Annotated in this window: 19 protein-coding genes and 1 pseudogene; 17 read left to right on the top strand and 3 right to left on the bottom strand. The window is 41.5% G+C overall.

Annotation, left to right across the window (positions count from 1 at the left end):
* Positions 1–44: 44 nt before the first annotated feature.
* The 8 genes and pseudogenes from AALA56_RS06510 (at position 45) to AALA56_RS06475 (ending at position 8556) form a co-directional block, all read left to right on the top strand.
* Positions 45–1412, top strand: a complete 1368-nt coding sequence (locus tag AALA56_RS06510; protein WP_369909298.1) for a UDP-N-acetylmuramoyl-tripeptide--D-alanyl-D-alanine ligase — start codon at positions 45–47, stop codon at positions 1410–1412.
* 117 nt (positions 1413–1529) lie between these two features.
* Positions 1530–2342, top strand: coding sequence for a dihydrodipicolinate synthase family protein (locus AALA56_RS06505; protein WP_369909297.1), 813 nt, complete (start codon positions 1530–1532; stop codon positions 2340–2342).
* Between the two features lie 86 nt (positions 2343–2428).
* Positions 2429–3973, top strand: coding sequence for a peptide chain release factor 3 (locus AALA56_RS06500; RefSeq protein ID WP_369909296.1), 1545 nt, complete (start codon positions 2429–2431; stop codon positions 3971–3973).
* Positions 3974–3983: 10 nt separating this feature from the next.
* Positions 3984–4364, top strand: a complete 381-nt coding sequence (locus AALA56_RS06495; RefSeq protein WP_369909295.1) for a PH domain-containing protein — start codon at positions 3984–3986, stop codon at positions 4362–4364.
* Between the two features lie 115 nt (positions 4365–4479).
* Positions 4480–4860 carry a hypothetical protein gene (locus AALA56_RS06490; protein ID WP_369909294.1) on the top strand — a complete coding sequence of 127 codons (381 nt, stop codon included), beginning with the start codon at positions 4480–4482 and terminating at the stop codon, positions 4858–4860.
* 137 nt (positions 4861–4997) lie between these two features.
* Positions 4998–6545, top strand: a complete 1548-nt coding sequence (locus tag AALA56_RS06485; RefSeq protein WP_369909292.1) for a DEAD/DEAH box helicase — start codon at positions 4998–5000, stop codon at positions 6543–6545.
* 80 nt (positions 6546–6625) lie between these two features.
* Positions 6626–7984: pseudogene (locus tag AALA56_RS06480) on the top strand (DUF3114 domain-containing protein).
* Entirely contained in the window at positions 7981–8556 is a 576-nt protein-coding gene (locus AALA56_RS06475) for a hypothetical protein (RefSeq protein WP_369909291.1), read from the top strand. The pseudogene AALA56_RS06480 and the gene AALA56_RS06475 overlap by 4 nt, the downstream one beginning before the upstream one ends.
* Before the next feature lie 28 nt (positions 8557–8584).
* On the opposite strand, the gene AALA56_RS06470 is transcribed toward AALA56_RS06475, so the two are convergent.
* The gene (locus tag AALA56_RS06470) at positions 8585–9097 is read right to left on the bottom strand and encodes a DUF308 domain-containing protein (protein WP_164683430.1); all 513 of its coding nucleotides are present in this window, start codon (positions 9095–9097) and stop codon (positions 8585–8587) included.
* 197 nt (positions 9098–9294) lie between these two features.
* On the opposite strand from AALA56_RS06470, the gene gdhA reads away from it, so the two are divergent.
* From gdhA to AALA56_RS06425, 9 genes are all read left to right on the top strand, one after another.
* The gene (gene gdhA / locus AALA56_RS06465; RefSeq protein WP_164683429.1) at positions 9295–10647 is read left to right on the top strand and encodes an NADP-specific glutamate dehydrogenase; all 1353 of its coding nucleotides are present in this window, start codon (positions 9295–9297) and stop codon (positions 10645–10647) included.
* A gap of 360 nt (positions 10648–11007) precedes the next feature.
* A complete protein-coding gene (locus AALA56_RS06460) occupies positions 11008–11292 on the top strand; it encodes an ArsR/SmtB family transcription factor (RefSeq protein ID WP_369909290.1) in 285 nt (94 codons plus the stop codon).
* A 115-nt stretch (positions 11293–11407) separates the two neighbouring features.
* A complete protein-coding gene (locus AALA56_RS06455) occupies positions 11408–11995 on the top strand; it encodes an MFS transporter (RefSeq protein ID WP_369909289.1) in 588 nt (195 codons plus the stop codon).
* 77 nt (positions 11996–12072) lie between these two features.
* Positions 12073–12579, top strand: a complete 507-nt coding sequence (locus AALA56_RS06450; RefSeq protein WP_369909288.1) for an MFS transporter — start codon at positions 12073–12075, stop codon at positions 12577–12579.
* Positions 12580–12929: 350 nt separating this feature from the next.
* The gene (locus AALA56_RS06445) at positions 12930–13565 is read left to right on the top strand and encodes a TetR/AcrR family transcriptional regulator (protein ID WP_369909287.1); all 636 of its coding nucleotides are present in this window, start codon (positions 12930–12932) and stop codon (positions 13563–13565) included.
* A 200-nt stretch (positions 13566–13765) separates the two neighbouring features.
* Positions 13766–14176, top strand: a complete 411-nt coding sequence (locus tag AALA56_RS06440) for a peptide deformylase (RefSeq protein ID WP_369909286.1) — start codon at positions 13766–13768, stop codon at positions 14174–14176.
* Entirely contained in the window at positions 14176–14928 is a 753-nt protein-coding gene (locus tag AALA56_RS06435; protein WP_369909285.1) for a class I SAM-dependent methyltransferase, read from the top strand. Before AALA56_RS06440 ends, AALA56_RS06435 begins: the two co-directional genes overlap by 1 nt.
* A 108-nt stretch (positions 14929–15036) precedes the next feature.
* Complete coding sequence (gene rpsP / locus AALA56_RS06430; protein ID WP_115268942.1) at positions 15037–15309, top strand: 30S ribosomal protein S16; 273 nt, start codon at positions 15037–15039, stop codon at positions 15307–15309.
* Positions 15310–15324: 15 nt separating this feature from the next.
* Positions 15325–15564 carry a KH domain-containing protein gene (locus AALA56_RS06425; RefSeq protein ID WP_115268944.1) on the top strand — a complete coding sequence of 80 codons (240 nt, stop codon included), beginning with the start codon at positions 15325–15327 and terminating at the stop codon, positions 15562–15564.
* Between the two features lie 84 nt (positions 15565–15648).
* Here the strand turns inward: AALA56_RS06425 and AALA56_RS06420 are convergent, their stop codons facing one another.
* Entirely contained in the window at positions 15649–16905 is a 1257-nt protein-coding gene (locus AALA56_RS06420) for a 2-hydroxycarboxylate transporter family protein (protein WP_369909284.1), read from the bottom strand.
* A 16-nt stretch (positions 16906–16921) separates the two neighbouring features.
* Positions 16922–18544 carry a malolactic enzyme gene (locus tag AALA56_RS06415; protein WP_369909283.1) on the bottom strand — a complete coding sequence of 541 codons (1623 nt, stop codon included), beginning with the start codon at positions 18542–18544 and terminating at the stop codon, positions 16922–16924.
* Positions 18545–18691: the final 147 nt, after the last annotated feature.

The following is an 18691-nucleotide window of genomic DNA, read 5'->3' as shown; positions in this document are numbered from 1 at the left end:
ACGTATAGGTATACTGTTAGTAATAGCTAATAAAGGAAATACGTATGAAATTAACATTATCTGAGATTGCGAAAGTTGTCGAGAGCACACAGGCGCTCTCTGATGTCGAAGACGTCCCCATAGCGTCGGTAGAGTTTGACAGCCGAAAAGTCACCAAAGGAAGTCTCTTTGTCCCTTTAAAAGGAGCTCGTGATGGGCATGATTTTATTGAGACTGCCTTTGCAAATGGCGCTGCTGCGACGCTGTCAGAGCGTCCGCTAGACAATGGCACCTACATCCTCGTTGAGGATTGCCTGCAAGCTTTTCAAAAGTTAGCGGCTTACTACCTTGAAAAAATGCGTGTCGACGTGATTGCAGTGACAGGCTCTAACGGCAAGACCACCACAAAGGACATGATTGCAAGTGTGCTTGAAACGACTTATAAAACCTATAAGACTCAAGGTAACTACAACAATGAGATTGGGCTGCCCTACACGGCTCTGCACATGCCTGACGATACGGAAAAGATTGTCCTTGAGATGGGGCAAGACCATATGGGCGACATCCATCTCTTGTCGCTTCTTGCCAAGCCACGCATTGCCGTAGTGACCTTGATTGGTGAAGCGCACCTTGAGTTCTTTGGCAGCCGCAGTCGGATTGCTAAAGGCAAGCTCCAGATTGTCGATGGTATGGACTCAAACGGTATCGTGCTATTGCCAAATGACCCTGTGATTGAGCCTTATTTGCCGACGGAGCAAAAGGTGATTACCTTTGGAGATAATGCAGAGCTTCAGGTGCAAGAAGTCGTTGAGTACAAGGATAGTCTCACCTTTAAGTGCAATGTCATGGAGCGTGCCATTAAGCTTCCAGTGACTGGCAAATATAACGCCACAAATGCCATGCTGGCAGCCTATGTCGGAAAACTTCTTGCAGTCTCTGACGAGGATATCAAGGACGCTCTTGAGCATGTCGAACTCACCAAAAACCGCACCGAGTGGAAAAAAGCTAAGAACGGTGCTGACATCTTGTCAGACGTCTATAATGCCAATCCAACCGCTATGCGCTTGATATTAGAGACCTTTGCGGAGGTTCCAAAGGAAGCTTCTGGTAATAAAATCGCTGTGCTGGCTGATATGAAAGAGCTAGGTGAGCAGTCAAAAGACCTGCACAAGCAGATGATTATGAGTTTATCGCCTGAGACCATTGACACACTGGTCTGCTACGGCGAGGACATTGCTGGCTTAGCCGAGCTTGCCAGTCAGCTGTTCCCGCTTGGCAAGGTCTATTATTTCAAAAAGACCGCCACAGAAGACCAGATGGACGAGATGATAAAGCTTTTGGCGGATACCATCGAGCCAGATGATCAGATCTTACTCAAAGGTTCAAACTCTATGAATCTAGAGAAAGTCGTTGCTTTTTTAGAGAATCATTAAAACTGGAATCCTCCAGTTTTTTTGTGACTAGGCACGCTTGAAATCACTAGTAAAATCATTTATAATGTGAAGAGTGTGCCTAAGTGCTAGTAGATGTTAATAGAAAGTGAGTAGAGGATGCTGAGTGAAACTATTCATGTAGCTGTTCCAACGGCTTTTGACAAAGATGAAAATCTAGATACGATTGCGACGATCAAGCATATTCAGCATTTAGCTGAAGCAGGGGTGCGTTCCGTTTTACTAGCAGGCTCAACGGGTGAGCAGCACAGCATGACTGTAGATGAAAAAATCAAACTCGCCCAAGCAGTAAATAAGGCGAGTCTCTCTCATGACATGGAATGCTTGTTTGGTGTTTCTGCTGTTCGTCAGAAAGAAGCAGAGAAATTACTCACAGTGTTAAATGAACTCAAGAGCATAAAGGCGATTTTATTAGGCTTTCCACCCTATATTCGCCCTTGTCAAGACGAGCTGTTGTTTTATATCCGCTCTTTGGTGAATTTGTCTAAAAAGCCTGTCATTCTCTATGATAATCCTGCTAGGACAGGAACAGGGCTAGATTTTAAAGGTTGGCAAGAGGTGCTCAATTTGCCTCAGGTTATCGGTGTTAAAAATCTCTCTGAAACGAGCTGGATTGCGCCATTGAAAGCAAGCAACCCTCATCTTCATTTCTATGCAGGAGGTGAGGAAGACTTGTTCTCTAACATAGAAGCTGGCTGTACGCGCTTGTCCTCTGTTATTGGCAATCTGTATCCGCAGCAAATATTGGAAGAAGTTGCTCCTCTTTTAGAAGGGAAAAGTCATTGTATCAGTTCAGATTTGCAAGATAAGATTGACCAACTCTCTAGGCACAGTAGTATTCCTTATCTAAAAGAAAAGATTGCTCAGAAAGGCTTAACGATGTACTGCCGTGCCCCTTTAGGACAAGGGTAGCAAAGAGCGAAAGAGGAATTTGTCCAATGTAACAAGGCTAAAAAAAGAAAAAATCGAAGAAGTAACATAAAAAAGAAAGAGAAACGATGAATTTACAAGAAGCTATACAAAAACGTCGTACCTTTGCCATCATCTCTCACCCAGACGCAGGGAAAACGACCATTACCGAGCAGTTGCTCTATTTTGGGGGTGAGATTCGTGAGGCAGGAACGGTCAAGGGGAAAAAGACTGGAAACTTTGCCAAGTCTGACTGGATGGACATCGAGAAACAGCGTGGGATTTCGGTGACATCCTCTGTCATGCAGTTTGACTATGCCGGCAAGCGTGTCAATATCCTAGATACCCCAGGGCACGAGGACTTCTCAGAGGACACCTATCGGACGCTGATGGCGGTGGACGCTGCAGTCATGGTGGTGGATTCAGCCAAGGGGATTGAGGCACAGACCAAAAAGCTCTTTGAGGTTGTCAAACACCGTAACATTCCTGTTTTCACCTTTATCAATAAACTCGACCGTGATGGACGTGAGCCGCTCGATTTGCTAGAAGAGCTTGAGGAAGTGCTGGGCATAGCTAGCTACCCGATGAACTGGCCAATCGGTATGGGGAAATCCTTTGAAGGGCTTTACGACTTGCACAATGAACGCTTGGAACTCTACAAGGGTGACGAGCGCTTTGCGCGTATCGAAGACGGCGACACACTGTTTGGGGGCAATCCTTTCTACGAGCAAGTTAAAGAAGACATCGAACTTCTTCAAGAAGCTGGTAATGAATTCTCAGAAGAAGCCATCCTGTCTGGTAATTTGACACCTGTTTTCTTTGGTTCAGCGCTGACAAACTTTGGTGTGCAGACTTTCCTTGACACTTTCCTTGAGTTTGCACCAGAGCCACATGGGCACAAGACGGTGGGTGGCGAGATGGTTGACCCACTTGACAAGGACTTTTCTGGCTTTGTTTTCAAAATCCAAGCCAACATGGACCCACGTCACCGTGACCGTATTGCCTTTGTTCGTATCGTCTCTGGTGAGTTTGAGCGTGGCATGTCAGTCAATCTGACCCGCACAGGAAAAAGTGCTAAATTGTCAAACGTGACCCAGTTCATGGCAGAAAGCCGTGAAAATGTGGAAAATGCTGTTGCAGGAGATATCATCGGGGTTTACGATACAGGGACTTATCAGGTCGGTGATACCCTAACTGTGGGCAAAAATAAGTTCGAGTTTGAGCCACTGCCAACCTTTACCCCAGAGATTTTCATGAAAGTCTCAGCTAAGAATGTCATGAAGCAGAAGTCTTTCCACAAGGGGATTGAGCAGCTGGTGCAAGAAGGTGCTATCCAGCTCTACAAGAACTATCAGACGGGCGAGTACATGCTGGGTGCGGTCGGTCAGCTCCAGTTTGAGGTCTTTAAGCACCGCATGGAAAACGAATACAACGCCGAAGTCGTCATGACGCCTATGGGCAAAAAGACCGTGCGCTGGATTTCGCTAGATGATTTGGACGAGCGCATGAGCTCTAGTCGTAATATCTTAGCCAAAGACCGCTTTGATCAGCCTGTTTTCCTCTTTGAAAATGACTTTGCACTGCGCTGGTTTGCGGATAAATACCCAGATGTCAAGCTAGAAGAGAAGATGTAGGGAGGTTTTTATGGGACTATTTTCAGGATTGATGGGCAATGCCTCACAGGCAAATGTCGACAAGGTGACAAAGGATTTAGCACCTGTCCTTTTTGAGGGCGAGCAGGTTGACTTGGCTTTTGTCTTGGTGCGGGATTTGATTGTCTTTACTGAAAAACGCTTGATTCTGGTGGACAAGCAAGGTGTGACAGGCAAAAAGACAGAGTATCGCTCCATTCCTTACAAGTCCATCTCACGCTTTTCCGTAGAAACATCTGGTCATTTCGACCTTGATGCTGAGTTGAAGATTTGGATTTCCTCTGAAATTGAGCCAGCAGAAAGTCTGCAATTTAAAAACGACAGCAGCGTGCTTGACATCCAAAAAGCACTAGCAGAAGCAGTTTTGCGTTAATGAAGCAATCCTCTATGAGAGTTCATAGAGGATTTTTTGTGTTGCTTTTTCGTCAAAATAAGAGGACAATAGAGGTGAAGAATATGGTCGTTTAAACGTTAAAGGGAGGGTTTCTATGCAAAAGACATATTATCGTCTATCCACGCTCTTTATCGCATTGACTTTGCTTGCTGATGGGGTTGGTATCGTTTTTCTCTTGGTGAGTAGAGGTGCTCTGACAGTAAGTTTAGAGCTGCTCCGTTTCTTTACCATTCTAAATGCGCTAGCTTTTCTTCTTTTTCTTGTCTGGAGCAGTTACCACCTTTATCAAGCATTTCGGCAAAAACAGAAGTGGCAACCTAAAACTTGGCAGATAGGCGCTTTTACAGTGCTAGTCTTTCGCACGCTAAGCTATGTCGTCAAGGAAAAAGACTGGCTGTTTGGTCTTGTCATGCTTTTAGGATATAGCTTAGTGCTTTACTTGATACCCTATTATTTTCGCTCCTCTGTGAAATGAAAAGTTTCTCGGTTTTCAAGGCTCTATCTATCTTTTTTCAAGAAAGTATGTTACACTAAATAAGTTGCAAGCTTGTGACGTGAAAAATAAAGAGAGATAAGGCAGCTTCGCACTGCCTTTTTAGAAGAGAGACTACATTGAAATTTACAGAATTAAAATTGTCAGATACGATTTTGTCAGCCGTTGAAAATGCTGGCTTTAAAGAGCCCTCACCTATCCAAGAGTTGACCATTCCCTTGGCGTTAGAAGGCAAGGACGTTATCGGGCAAGCACAAACCGGTACAGGAAAGACAGCCGCTTTTGGGCTGCCAACTTTAGATAAAATCCGTGTGGACGAGCCGACCATTCAAGCACTTGTCATTGCACCCACACGTGAGCTTGCCGTGCAAAGTCAAGAGGAGCTGTTCCGCTTTGGACGTGACAAGGGTGTCAAGGTGCGCTCTGTCTACGGTGGCTCTAGCATTGAAAAGCAAATCAAAGCCCTAAAATCAGGTGCGCATGTCGTTGTCGGGACACCAGGACGCCTGCTTGACTTGATTAAGCGTAAAGCCCTCAAGCTCAATCATATCGAAACTCTTATCCTTGATGAAGCAGATGAAATGCTCAACATGGGCTTTTTGGATGATATCGAAGCTATCATCAGCCGTGTGCCTGAAGAGCGTCAAACCCTGCTCTTTTCAGCGACTATGCCAGAGCCGATTAAGCGCATTGGTATGCAGTTTATGAACCAGCCTGAGCATGTCAAAGTAGCAGCTAAGGAGTTGACAACAGACCTTGTTGACCAATACTATATCCGTGTCAAAGAGCAAGAAAAATTTGACACCATGACACGTTTGATTGATGTCGAGCAGCCAGATCTTGCTATTGTCTTTGGGCGTACAAAGCGTCGTGTGGATGAGTTGACACGTGGTTTGAAGCTGCGTGGCTATCGTGCTGAGGGCATTCACGGTGACCTTGACCAAGGTAAGCGTCTGCGTGTATTGCGTGATTTTAAAAATGACAATCTCGATATCTTGGTAGCGACAGACGTGGCAGCCCGTGGTTTGGATATTTCTGGTGTGACACATGTCTACAACTACGATATTCCTCAAGACCCCGAGAGCTATGTGCACCGCATTGGGCGTACAGGGCGTGCCGGCAAGCACGGTCAGTCCATCACTTTTGTAGCGCCAAATGAAATGGGCTACCTCTCTATCATTGAAAATCTGACCAAGAAACGCATGAAAGGCATGAAACCAGCCACAGCGCAGGAAGCCTTCAAATCTAAAAAACGTGTTGCTCTCAAGAAGATTGAGCGTGATTTTGCAGATGACAGCATTCGTGCGCAGTTTGATAAGTTCAAAGGTGACGCTATTAAACTAGCGCAAGAGTTTACACCAGAAGAGCTTGCGCTTTACATTCTGACCTTGACCGTTCAAGACCCAGATAGTTTGCCAGAGGTTGAAATTGCGCGTGAAAAACCATTACCATTTAAACCATCAGGCGCTAATAAAGGCAAAAGCGGACGTGGTGGTGATCGCCGCAAAGGCAAACGCTATAGCGACAATGACAAAGGACATCGTGAGTTTAAGCGTACATCTAACAAAAACCGCAAAGACTTTGAAAATAAAGGCAACAAACGCCCACATCGCACATCAAGCGAGAAGAAAAACGGCTTTGTTATCCGCAATAAAGGTAATAAATAAGAGATTAGGACTTAGTCCTAATCTTTTTGTTTTTAGACAAAGCACTATCTCTTGTCCATTGATTTTGATATAATGTTGGTATGATGAGGAAAAAGCGATTGATAGGCGTGAGCTTACTGGGTGTAGGCTTGATAGGAGCACTTCTTGGGATTTACATTTGGGTGCGAACGGCAGATAAAACCGTCACACCGTCTTTTGAAAAGAGTGACAGCACCACTTGGCTGTCAAGCAATAAAATAAATCCCATCAAATGGGACAAAACATGGGCAAATTATAGGAAAAAGCTGAAAAAGACCTATTGTGATAAGGCTTCTGAGCTGTCTCGTGAACTGCTAGAGGCAAAAGAACAGCTCAAACAGATTGGTTGGTCAGAGACCAGCATTTATCACGGCTTTATCACAAAAATCAGCCTAAAAGGCGATAGCTCAGTCTATACAAAGCGTCTGTCAAAGCGCCTAGCTGCTAGCAAGAAAATCGCTAGCTCTTCTTTTGACGCTCTTCTTGAGAGTGAGATGGCGCTGATGAATGCCCAAAAAGACGAAGCGTCTATCTTTTCTAGTCAAAAGCGGCGTGGGCGTCACCTGCTTGAGATTGTCTTGAACACTGTGGATATGCCGCTTGAGCTATCTGGCAGTAAGGACGAGACCCTGCAGTTAATAAAGCGTTTTGATAATGGTCTTGAGCCAGATGACGCCTTTTGGTCAGCGTTTGCACTTTGGGTGCAGTATGCTTTTCCAAAAAACAGCTAGGCTCATAAAGGGGACTTTCAGCAGAAAATTCATCAGTTCCGCTATGTGATTTCAGCGCAGCAAGCCTATTATATCCGCAAGCACTATGGCAAAGCCAATCAGACAGACCGTGCCGCTTTGATTGCTTATATGAAGGAAATGGACGATTACAATGCTTTCTTGGATGAGATGGGTGTTGAGGATGCGGATGTTTACTATGACTATAGCACAGGTGAGTCCTCACGCTTACACAACAAAGTTGCTCTCAAGCAAACACTAGGACAGACTCAAATTATCTATCCAGACGGCAAAGAGCAAGTTAACATTAAGATCGTCATGGACTTTCACACGGAGTTTATCTTAGATAGTCAAGGGCATTTTCTAAATGAAATAGACGAAGAAGGGACGAGCGAAAACGGCATTGTCAACGGAGCGAGCTTTAACTATGCTAATCGCAACGACAGACTGCATGTAGCACTTGATGTCAAGCCCATCAGACCCTTAGATCTACAGTTTAGAAAAGCGATTGTCAAGCCTTTTAGGGCGCCTAATCGTGTTTCTTCACCACAAAAACAAACTATGCTTAAAAGCTGGTCAGACAGTTATTTTAATGCCAAGGGATATTATGGTATCAATCATCAAAGTAGAGCTAAAGCCGTCAAAAAAGCCCTCAAAGAGCTGGTCAAAGAGGTCACAGGAGGTAAAGGATGAAAAAATGGATTGTTATGCTTATCAGCTTGCTACTTTTAGTCGGTGCCTATCTGACTTTTTGGTATCTAGGGACAAATCAAGATACACCCCAAAAAAGTGTGCAGAGTTTAAAGATTGGACAAACCTACCAAACAGATGATTTCACTTTTAAGCTCATTGACCAAAAGCACTTTATCACCTTGGACGATCATACGGACTATGCTAATCAAGATGAACTTGATGAAGCCTTAGAAGACGATGAGGACGATTACCCTTGGTTAACGGTCTATGAGGGCGAGTACAAGCGTGATAGTAGCAAGATCTATCTACGCCCGACAAGCTCTGCTACCCTTGATTTTGATGATGTTAAGTCCATCAAACAAAAAGCCTATGCCAATATTGACAAGGAGACTTATCAAGAGGATTTTCCAAAGACAGCCCAACTGCAAAAAACAAAGACAGGTTATTATTACCTAGAGACGATAAAAAGCCTATCCATTAACGAAGAAAAGACGCCTATTTACCACTCAAAGAAAACATTGCCAGATAGTTTAGAGGCTTTCTTAAAAAACTATCACGCCTCAAACAACTAAAAAAGACCTTGGTAACAAGGTCTTTTGTCTATGGTAGACGAATAAAAGTATAAATGCTTGAGATACCAATAGCAATCAAGACAAGAGCTACAAAGCGTCCGATGACTGCCGCTGATAAAATAGGCGAGCTAAAGAGGATAATGGCAAAGATAATCGCAATAACCCCACCGATGAGATAACGGTTAGAGTCTGACTTTGGAAAACCCGCTCGACCGAGCTGATAACCTGTAATTAAACGTAAAATACCACTCACCAGCACCCAATAAGCTAAGATGGTAATCACAACACTTGAGCGAGCAAAGGTAGAGCTCGTAATCAATAAGAAGCCAAAGATAATAGAAAGTGTGCTTTGAATCAGCATCCAGATATTACGCTCACCATTGATTTGGTGGAAATAAGTAACGATACCATTGATACCAGAGATAAAGACAAATAAAGCCAAAATCCAGCCAATAGTAGAAATCGTAGCTAGAGGGCTAGCAAACAAATAAAACCCAATAAGAAGGGAGATAACCCCAGCTGTTAGGGAAAAGTATTTCATAAGAACCTCACATATATAAGAAAATTACGCCCTTTATTGTAGCTTGAATTGCCATAATTGTCAAGAAACTTTTACTGATGTGATATTTTATAACATGGAAAACGCTTTTTTCAAAAAAAGTGAAAAAAACGCTTGACAATAATATTCTGAAAATTTATAATATTTTATGTAAATGATATGACATGGAGGGATTACAAATGACAACAGGTAAAGAATATGTTGCAAGTGTTTTTGAAAAAGTGAAAGCTCAAAATGCTCACGAGCCAGAGTTTTTACAAGCCGTTGAAGAAGTCTTCGAATCTTTGGTGCCAGTCTTTGACAAATATCCAAAATACATCGAAGAAAACCTTTTGGAACGTTTGGTAGAGCCAGAGCGCATCGTTTCTTTCCGTGTGCCTTGGGTTGATGACAAAGGTCAAGTACAAGTAAACCGTGGTTTCCGTGTACAGTTCTCATCTGCTATTGGTCCATACAAAGGTGGTCTTCGTTTCCACCCATCTGTTAACCAATCCATCATCAAATTCTTGGGATTTGAACAAATCTTTAAAAACTCATTGACAGGTCAACCTATCGGTGGTGGTAAAGGTGGTTCAAACTTTGACCCTAAAGGAAAATCTGATAACGAAATCATGCGTTTCTGCCAAAGCTTCATGACAGAGCTTAGCAAACACATCGGCGCTGACACTGACGTGCCTGCTGGTGATATCGGTGTTGGTGGACGTGAGATTGGCTACCTTTACGGTCAATACAAACGCCTTCGTAACGAATACACAGGTGTGCTTACAGGTAAAGGCTTGACTTACGGTGGTTCACTTGCTCGTACAGAAGCAACAGGTTACGGTTGTGTTTACTTCGCTGAGCAAATGCTTAACGCTCGTGGCGAAACCTTCAACGGTAAAACAGCTGTTGTCTCAGGTTCTGGTAACGTTGCTATCTACGCTATCGAAAAATTGCATAGCCTTGGTGCAAAAGTCGTTGCATGTTCAGATTCTTCAGGTTACGTTTACGATCCAGACGGTATCGACCTTGCCTTGTTGAAACAACTTAAGGAAGTAGAACGTGCTCGTATCGTCAAATACGCAGAAGCTCGTCCAAACGCAACCTTCACGCCAGCAGGTGGTAAGGAAACCATCTGGTCTATCAAAGCAGACCTTGCCTTCCCATGTGCTACTCAAAACGAACTTAGCGAAGCAGACGCTGAAAAACTGGTTGCAAACGGCGTTATCGCTGTTTCTGAAGGGGCAAACATGCCTTCAACACTTGGTGCTATTGATGTCTTCTTGAAAGCAGGTGTATCATTTGGTCCAGCTAAAGCAGCTAATGCTGGTGGTGTTGCTGTATCAGCACTTGAAATGGCACAAAACAGCGCACGCACATCTTGGACATTTGAAGAAGTGGACAGCAAACTTTACGATATCATGAAAGGTATCTACGATAACTCTGCAGCAGCAGCTAAAGAATTTGGACATGAAGGTAACCTTGTTGTAGGTGCCAACATCGCAGGATTCCTCAAAGTCGCTGAAGCAATGTCAGCACAAGGTATCGTCTAAAAATAAAAATGAAAAAATGACAAGAGGCTATGCTTCTTGTTTTTTTGTTATTTTATAGAAAAAGATTAAAGACATTAGGTAATTATAATGGTTCCCATATCACAATTGATAGTATAATGTGGAGTTTGTAGTTGTAAGTTTTTTTTAGAAGTATTCGTATACTGTTTATCCATAATGGTAATGCTCCCACTTTTGACACTAAGCTCATAGGAAAAGTTAGTTTTACCTTGTGAACAATTGATACGTCCCATCCGGCAGTAAAAATATCTTTTCTTTTCGATATTTCAAGAAAAATCAAAATATATCTGGTAAAATTGATTTAATAGTGATATAATCTAGTGTAAGAAAGTGAGGTGTATTATGTTTGACGATGAAATAAGAGTAAAAATTTTAAAAGCTCTAGCAGATCAAGTGCGATTAGAAATTATTCGTACATTGTACTTGAAAAACGAAGAAATGGGGTGTGGTCAGATAAGTGAAGGCATGGAAGTTGGGAACTCAACTATTTCATACCACTTAAAAACATTAAGAGAAGCTGGATTAACATACACAAGGCGAGAAGGACAAAATAGGTATATCACTCTAAGAAAAGAAACTTTTGAAAAGTATTTACCTGGTTTTCTGGAAACTCTTGTAAAAGAATAGTGATAAAAAGCATTAAAATAGTACTTTTAATGCTAAAATTTAACAATATTATTTCGATATTCATTGTAATATAAAAATATAGAAATAAGCTAATATTTATTGTGAGGTAAAAGTAATGTCACATTTTAGTTTGTCAAAAAGATTGACAGTTGTTGGCTTTTTTATTGCAGTATTCATTGTAGGGCTAGATCCATTTATTATTTCGTCCCTTCTACCTACAATTGCGACTGCTTTTTCTACTAAGGTAGCTAATGTCGGTTTTGGTGTTACTGTGTATGCTATCTTTTATGCTGTAGGTGCCCCTATTATTGCACCTTTTTCAGAAAGATTGCCCCGAAAGATGATGATTGTGACAGGGCTCCTTTTGTTTACAATTGCAACTTTCCTTTGCGGAACAGCTACCAATTTAACTTCTTTTTATATTTTTAGAGCATTGGCTGGACTTGGTGCTGCTATGTTCACTCCAAATGTATATGCTTATATTGGGAATAATTTTGATAAAGAAGATATTGGAAAAATCATGGGAATAGTGATGTCAGCCTTGTCCCTTTCAATTGCAGTCGGTGTCCCAGCGGGTTCTTTTATTGCTAATTTATGGAACTGGCATTGGACATTCTTTGGATCAGCCATTTTTGCTGCCGTTTCATGGGTTTTAATTATTTTATTTGTTGAAAAGATGTTAAAAATCAAAATGCTATCATAACTAATCCCTTAAGCCACTACATCAATGTTATTAAAAATCCGAGAGCTTCATTGGGTTTACTGACAATGCTATTTTGGATGTACGGATTCTATGCCATCTACACCTATTTAGGAACTTATATTGGTCAAAATTTTCATTTGTCGGTTGGGGTTATTGGATTAGTTTTCATGGTTTATGGTCTTAGCAATTTTGTTAGCAGTTTTAGCGGAGGTTGGATTGGTAATAGTTTTGGAATGAAAAAGGTTATTCTTTTCTCTGGGGTTATTAGTTGTCTTGCTTATCTTGTTTTAGGTGTTAAAGATATTAGTTTGATTTTATTTGTCATTGTTTTAGCTGTGTTAGCCTTTGTTCAAGGTGTTGGTACACCGCAGTTAACAACATTTAACGCAACAATTCTTCCGGAAAGCAGAGCAACTATGACATCGCTAAACAGCTCATTCCTATACTTAGGGTTGACACTAGGTTCAGCTTTAGGAGGTGTACTATTAGAAAATCTATCATTTACTGCTATCGGTATCAGTGCAATTGTATCGACAGTTATTGCAATCCTTATTTCACAAAATATTATCAAAGAAGGAGTATAAAATGACAAAAGATATACTAAGTAGTAATGAAATTTTAGAAAGCCTTGCTTTTTTAAAGATGAAAAATTTGGAGGCTATTTCAGTACAATTGCTAGTAAGGCAATATTCATAATTGTTGTGTCAAGCATAACCAAAAAGACACCTAAACACATGGCACACGTTAACGATAATTTTTTTAACATCATTAGCCTCCTCTAACATAAAAAACAACGTGAGCTATAATTCATATAAATAATACTCCAAAAGAGAGCTGGTGTCAATAACATATAAGTATTAACTCACGTTTTTCTGTTACTCTTTTTTATGATATGATATTACTACGAGTAATCACTATAAAAGGAGAGACAACCATGGTAAAAGAGGTTAGAACACCTACACAAAAAAGAAGTATAGATAAAACCAAAAAAATATTGAATACAGCAAAGGCTCTTTTTTCAAAAAAGAATTATTTCAATGTGACAACAAATGAAATTGCAAAAGAAGCTGGTGTTTCCATAGGGACGCTATATTCATATTTTTCAGATAAAGAAGCTATTTTAGTGGCTTTATTAAATGATTATAATGCTAGCTTCATTACGATTTTTGATGACATAAACACGCAAGATTTTTTAGAACTTTTTAAGAGTGAGCCTAGAAGGTGTTTAGAATTATTGATAAATAAACTTTTAAAAAATGAAAATGAAGAATTTCATAATCAAATCGAAATGTTAGCTTTTACCATTCCGCAGGTCAAATCAGTCCTAGAGAACCATAACCATAAAGTTAAAGAGCTAACTTACCACTGCTTTTTACATTATATTGACGTTGAAGAAAGTGCAGAATTAAAAGCTCTTTCAACAATTATTTTTAATATTATTTCCTCTACTGTAGATGAAATAATATACTCTAACCATTCCAACAAAGAAAAGGAACTATTAAAAGCCAAAAGTATTGATTGTATCATGCTTATTATCAATAACGCTATTGAACTCAGTAAGTTAAAGTAATTGTACAGTTATACAAAGATGATTTTTATAAGTTTATTTAGTTGTTTTAGAGCTGTGTTATTTCAAATGGTTCCAAAGCAAAAGCGTCTTTCTTCCGTTGGCAAAGTTGTTTTAGAGCTGTGTCATTTCGAATGGTTCTAAAGCATCGTCACTCAACAAATGTAGAATTTATTTTAAAGTTTAGAAATGAGAGTTCGTTGATGATCAAAAAAATTGTAACAGATCCGCTATTTTTAAGTCAGAAGTCCAAAGAGGCTACAAAGGCAGATGTGTTTTTGGCGCAGGATTTGCGAGATACTTTGGCGAGTCACCGCAAGCATTGTGTGGGGATGGCGGCAAATATGATTGGGGTCAATAAGCGTGTGATTATCATCCAGATGGCGTTTTTTGATCTGGTCATGTTCAATCCTGTTGTGACCCAAAAATCTGGTCTTTATCAGACGCAGGAGTCTTGCTTGTCTCTATCTGGAAGTCGTGTGACTGAGCGCTATGAGGAGATTACGGTTCGTTTTTATGATGAAAAATGGCTTCCTAAAACACTGACTTTGACAGGCTTAGAGGCGCAGATTTGCCAGCATGAGCTGGATCATTTAGAAGGGATTTTAATCTAGTGACGATTTGTGTGACGACCTCTTTTCACCCAAGTAGTAGCCAAGAAAGCCAAGCAAAAGAGCTAGCAGAGAGCCTAGGAGCTATTTATAAGGAGCGTAGAAAAGAAAGCTTGAAGCGTCTCATGGGAAGTAGTACAGGGATTTTGGTGGTTTATAAGGACAAGCTCGTTTTTCAAGATGATAAGGGCGAGGAGTTGACGTTTCACCCCGATACAGCCATGCTTCGCGTAAAAGCAGCTCATGATCCTCTTCGAGAGCTGGTAGGTTCTGCTCAAAAGACGGTGCTGGATACGACTATGAGCTTGGCGTCTGATAGCATTGTCATAGCGGCAGCTGGGCATGATGTGACGGCAGTGGAGTCTGAGCTTATCCCTTATACTTTAGTTAGCATGGGTTTGAAAAACTATTCGTCTAGCAATGAAGACTTGACGGCTGCCATGCGCTCCATAAAGACCGTGCACGGTGATAATCTCGCCTATCTTAAAAGTCAGCCTGATCAAGCATTTGATGTCATTTACTGCGATCCCATGTTTCGTCATCGCATAAAAGAAGCACACAATCTGTCTGGTTTAACTTCTCTAGCGAATCCAACACCCATGAGTGCGGAGTTGTTGGCAGAGATGAAGCGAGTGGTGAGGGAGAAAATCATCATCAAGGCGCATTTCAAAGACGATGTCTTTGAAAAGTACGGCTTTAAACGCTTGGTGCGACCTAATCAGAAATTTCACTACGGTGTCATCGAACTTTTTTAAAAGGTGTCAAGATTTTTTCTTGACAGGGATGGAAGAGCGTGATATACTAGTTAAGGTAAAGTGATTATCACTACCTAAACTAATCAAATAGAAAAGAGAACATTTAAAATGGCAGTAAAAATCCGTTTAACTCGTATGGGTTCTAAAAAGAAACCTTTCTACCGTATCAACGTTGCAGATTCACGTGCTCCACGTGATGGTCGTTTCATCGAAACAGTTGGTACTTACAACCCACTAGTTGCAGAAAACCAAGTAACACTTAAAGAAGACCGTGTTCTTGACTGGTTGGCTAAAGGTGCACAACCTTCTGACACTGTTCGCAACATCCTTTCTAAAGCTGGAGTTATGAAAAAATTCCACGATTCAAAATTCTCAAAATAAAACGAGTGAAAGCTTATGGATACCATTGAAAATCTCATTATCGCTATTGTAAAACCCTTAATCTCAGCACCAGAGGATTTTACCATCAAGGTGCAAGATACTCCAGAGTTTCTAGAATACCATCTCCACCTCAATCCAAAGGATATTGGTCATATTATTGGAAAAAAAGGGCGCACCATTATGGCGATAAGGTCGATTGTTTATTCGGTACCTACTCAGGGCAAAAAAGTCCGTCTCGTTATTGATGAGAACTAAAAGAGCCATCTCTAGTTATTAGAGATGGTTTTCTTTGTATTAGGATAAGAAAAAAGCTACCGTTTGGTAGCTTTTTTTGTGGGGTTAGTTAAAGAATTGGATGAGGATACCACCTAGAATGAGGATGATGGCACCTCCGAGACGGTTTGCCATTTGGGCAAAGGCAATCATTTCCATACGGTTAGAAGCAGAAAGCACTGCGATATTTCCTGTACCACCCATTGAGTTATTGATCATACCAGCACCGATAGCGGCTTCGACAGGGTAGAGTACCCACCATTTTCCGATAATAGCGCTTGAGAGCCCCATAGCAACAACAGAAGTGAGGCTGAGGAGGACAAACTGCCATGTCATGGCGTGGGCTAAGGAGGAAAGGTCAATCATAGAAAGCCCGATACCAGCAAGGACAGCGTGGGTAAGGTTGGTCATGATGACTTGGTTAAACATCACAACGGTTTCTTCTAGTGGTTTTGGTACAGCGTTAAGGGCTTTCAAGATGAAGACGATAATAATCATGAAAGCATAGCTGTGAATTTTAGGAACAAAACCGTTGAGGATGACACCGATTAAAAGGAGGGATAAGGCGAACATCATACCAACACCAATTTTTGTCGCATCGAGGGTGATTTTAGGTTTTTCAAGGTCTTCTTTACTAACGGGAACGAGCACACCATGTCCGTTGTATTTAGTATTGGCAAAGGTTTTGGAGATAAAGACTGCACCAATAATAGCGAGAATATTACCAAGGGTAGTAGCTGGAGCGAGTTGGGAGAGGATGTCCGCAGCATAAATCTTAGACAGTGGGACAATCCCTGCCCCCATCCCACCTGCCATCTGTGCAAATGAGATGTACATAACAGAGTGTCCAAAGCCTTGTCCTAAGAGCATACCGACAAATCCAACACAGAAGAATCCAATCACCATTGAAATCAAAGCCACAGGGATAAAGCGTGCAGAAGCTTTGACGAGGAGATTACGATTCATTCCTAAAATAGAACCACAGATAAGAGCTGCTATGTAGAAGTCAAGGAACCCCCAGCCATTCATGAAGGTTGAAGTAGCTGTTACGACATCTTTTGGTACCCAGCCGAGACTTGCTAGGACAGAAGCGGCAATCAAGGTAAATACTGAACCGCCACCAAGATAAGAGTTAAAGACAGGAAGTTTTTCACCCATCCAGTAAAAGAGATGCCCTAGGACAACTAGCATAAAGGTGATTCCCAAGATGTTAAGTGGGAGTTTGCCCATGGCAATGGTAATAGCTAGGATAATCACAAATCCTAGGTAAAGGGGTAGGCTAACGCCTGAAATTTTTATGTTCCAAATTTTTGATTGTGTCACGTCTAACTCTCCTCAATTAGTATTTTGGATACCATTTGAGGTCACGAACAGCTTTAGCCATGTCTTGTTCTTTGGCTTTAGCAAGTCCTTGTTCTTGCGCTTTCTTAGCAACGGCTTCCGCTACTTTGATAGAAACTTCAGCTACGTATTGGAATGGTGGCAATACTGGTGCGCCTGGTTGACCTGGGTCCACAAGTCCGCTTAGAGAGTGCGCAGCAGCACCGATCATTTCGTCTGTAAGAAGTGACGCTTCTGAAGCAATCATACCAAGTCCAAGACCTGGGTAGATCAGAGCGTTGTTGGCTTGTCCGATTTGGTAGTCAACACCTTTGTAAGAAACAGTGTCTGATGGGATACCAGTTGCGACAAAGGCTTTACCGTCAGACCACTCAATAACTTGCTCAGCGGTTGCTTCGATTTTCTTAGTAGGGTTTGAGATTGGGAAGATGATTGGGCGTTCTGTGTTTTCGCACATTGCTTCAACCACTTCTTTGGTAAAGGAACCTGGGTTTGTTGAAGTTCCGACGAGGATAGTTGGTTTCACGGTTTTAACCACTTCAAGAAGGTTTGTCATGTCACCAGCATTTTCAAAGTCAGCACGTTTCTTAGCAAATGGTTTTTGAGCAGGAGTCAGGTCGTCCATGTCGTCAAAGAGAAGTCCTTGTTTGTCAATCATGAAGAAACGTTTGTAAGTTTCTTCTGGGTCAAGTCCTTCAGCGACCATTTCAGCATGTACACGAACAGCGATACCAGCACCAGCAGAACCACCACCATAGCAGAGGTACACTTGGTCTGTTAATTTTTCACCTGTGATGTCAAGAGCACCAAAGATACCACCAAGTACAACGATACCAGTTCCTTGGATGTCATCGTTAAAGGTTGGGATGCTACCTTTGTATTTGTCTAGGATGTTGGCAGCGTTTGAGCGACCAAAGTCTTCCCAGTGAAGGTACAATTTAGGGAAGAGTTTTTCAGCTGTTTGCACGAATTGGTCGATGAAGTCGTAGTATTTGTCTCCACGAACACACTCATGACGGTTACCAAGATACATTGGGTTATCAAGCAATTCTTTGCGGTTTGTACCAGCGTCGATAACAAGTGGCATAACAGAAGCAGGGTCAATACCAGCAGCTGCTGTGTAGACCATGAGTTTACCAACAGAGATGTCAACCCCTTGGACACCCCAGTCACCGATACCCAAGATACCTTCGGCATCAGTAGCAACAATCAAGCGGATGTCACGCTCACCAGCGGCGTTTTTAAGCGTTTCTTCGATATTTTCAGGATGGTTAATATCAAGATAAGCAGCGTATTGTGGGTCTACAAAAAGTTCACTGTATTGTTCGATAGACTCAGCAATAACTGGATCATAAACGATTGGGTTGAACTCAACGATATTTTGATCAAAAAGATAGTAGAAAAGTGTGCGGTTTGTGTTGAAAATTTCCATCAAGAAATGGCGTTTTTCAAGATCAGATTCTTTACGTTGGTAGTGTGCGTAAGCTTGTTTAGCTTGTTCTTCGATTGTTTGGACGTAAGGAGGCAAAAGACCAACTAAGCCAAGCTCTTTACGCTCTTCCATAGTAAAAGCAGTTCCCTTATTTAAAAAAGGGTTATTCAAAATATCATGTGATTTCATGACGAACTCCTTTATATGATAAATTATAAGATATGTCTTACGGCAATTATTATAAACCTTTCATTTTCTTATAAAAGTTCTAAAATGAAGTTAGCCACTTAAAAGTATGAAAAAACACCTCAGAGAGATATAATTGTAATCACCACA

The sequence above is a fragment of the Streptococcus hyointestinalis genome (genome assembly GCF_041225505.1).
In the GTDB taxonomy this organism is placed as follows: domain Bacteria; phylum Bacillota; class Bacilli; order Lactobacillales; family Streptococcaceae; genus Streptococcus; species Streptococcus hyointestinalis_B.
This window is presented reverse-complemented; position numbering and strand designations above follow the sequence as displayed.

What these genes read in the sequence shown, in the direction of transcription:
- AALA56_RS06415 (WP_369909283.1), bottom strand. Translation starts at nt 18,544, where the DNA reads ATGAAATCACATGATATTTTGAATAACCCTTTTTTAAATAAGGGAACT.
- AALA56_RS06460 (WP_369909290.1), top strand. Translation starts at nt 11,008, where the DNA reads ATGTTTGACGATGAAATAAGAGTAAAAATTTTAAAAGCTCTAGCAGAT.
- AALA56_RS06425 (WP_115268944.1), top strand. Translation starts at nt 15,325, where the DNA reads ATGGATACCATTGAAAATCTCATTATCGCTATTGTAAAACCCTTAATC.
- AALA56_RS06495 (WP_369909295.1), top strand. Translation starts at nt 3,984, where the DNA reads ATGGGACTATTTTCAGGATTGATGGGCAATGCCTCACAGGCAAATGTC.
- gdhA (WP_164683429.1), top strand. Translation starts at nt 9,295, where the DNA reads ATGACAACAGGTAAAGAATATGTTGCAAGTGTTTTTGAAAAAGTGAAA.
- AALA56_RS06510 (WP_369909298.1), top strand. Translation starts at nt 45, where the DNA reads ATGAAATTAACATTATCTGAGATTGCGAAAGTTGTCGAGAGCACACAG.
- AALA56_RS06450 (WP_369909288.1), top strand. Translation starts at nt 12,073, where the DNA reads ATGTACGGATTCTATGCCATCTACACCTATTTAGGAACTTATATTGGT.
- AALA56_RS06445 (WP_369909287.1), top strand. Translation starts at nt 12,930, where the DNA reads ATGGTAAAAGAGGTTAGAACACCTACACAAAAAAGAAGTATAGATAAA.
- AALA56_RS06475 (WP_369909291.1), top strand. Translation starts at nt 7,981, where the DNA reads ATGAAAAAATGGATTGTTATGCTTATCAGCTTGCTACTTTTAGTCGGT.
- rpsP (WP_115268942.1), top strand. Translation starts at nt 15,037, where the DNA reads ATGGCAGTAAAAATCCGTTTAACTCGTATGGGTTCTAAAAAGAAACCT.
- AALA56_RS06500 (WP_369909296.1), top strand. Translation starts at nt 2,429, where the DNA reads ATGAATTTACAAGAAGCTATACAAAAACGTCGTACCTTTGCCATCATC.
- AALA56_RS06470 (WP_164683430.1), bottom strand. Translation starts at nt 9,097, where the DNA reads ATGAAATACTTTTCCCTAACAGCTGGGGTTATCTCCCTTCTTATTGGG.
- AALA56_RS06505 (WP_369909297.1), top strand. Translation starts at nt 1,530, where the DNA reads ATGCTGAGTGAAACTATTCATGTAGCTGTTCCAACGGCTTTTGACAAA.
- AALA56_RS06455 (WP_369909289.1), top strand. Translation starts at nt 11,408, where the DNA reads ATGTCACATTTTAGTTTGTCAAAAAGATTGACAGTTGTTGGCTTTTTT.
- AALA56_RS06440 (WP_369909286.1), top strand. Translation starts at nt 13,766, where the DNA reads ATGATCAAAAAAATTGTAACAGATCCGCTATTTTTAAGTCAGAAGTCC.
- AALA56_RS06490 (WP_369909294.1), top strand. Translation starts at nt 4,480, where the DNA reads ATGCAAAAGACATATTATCGTCTATCCACGCTCTTTATCGCATTGACT.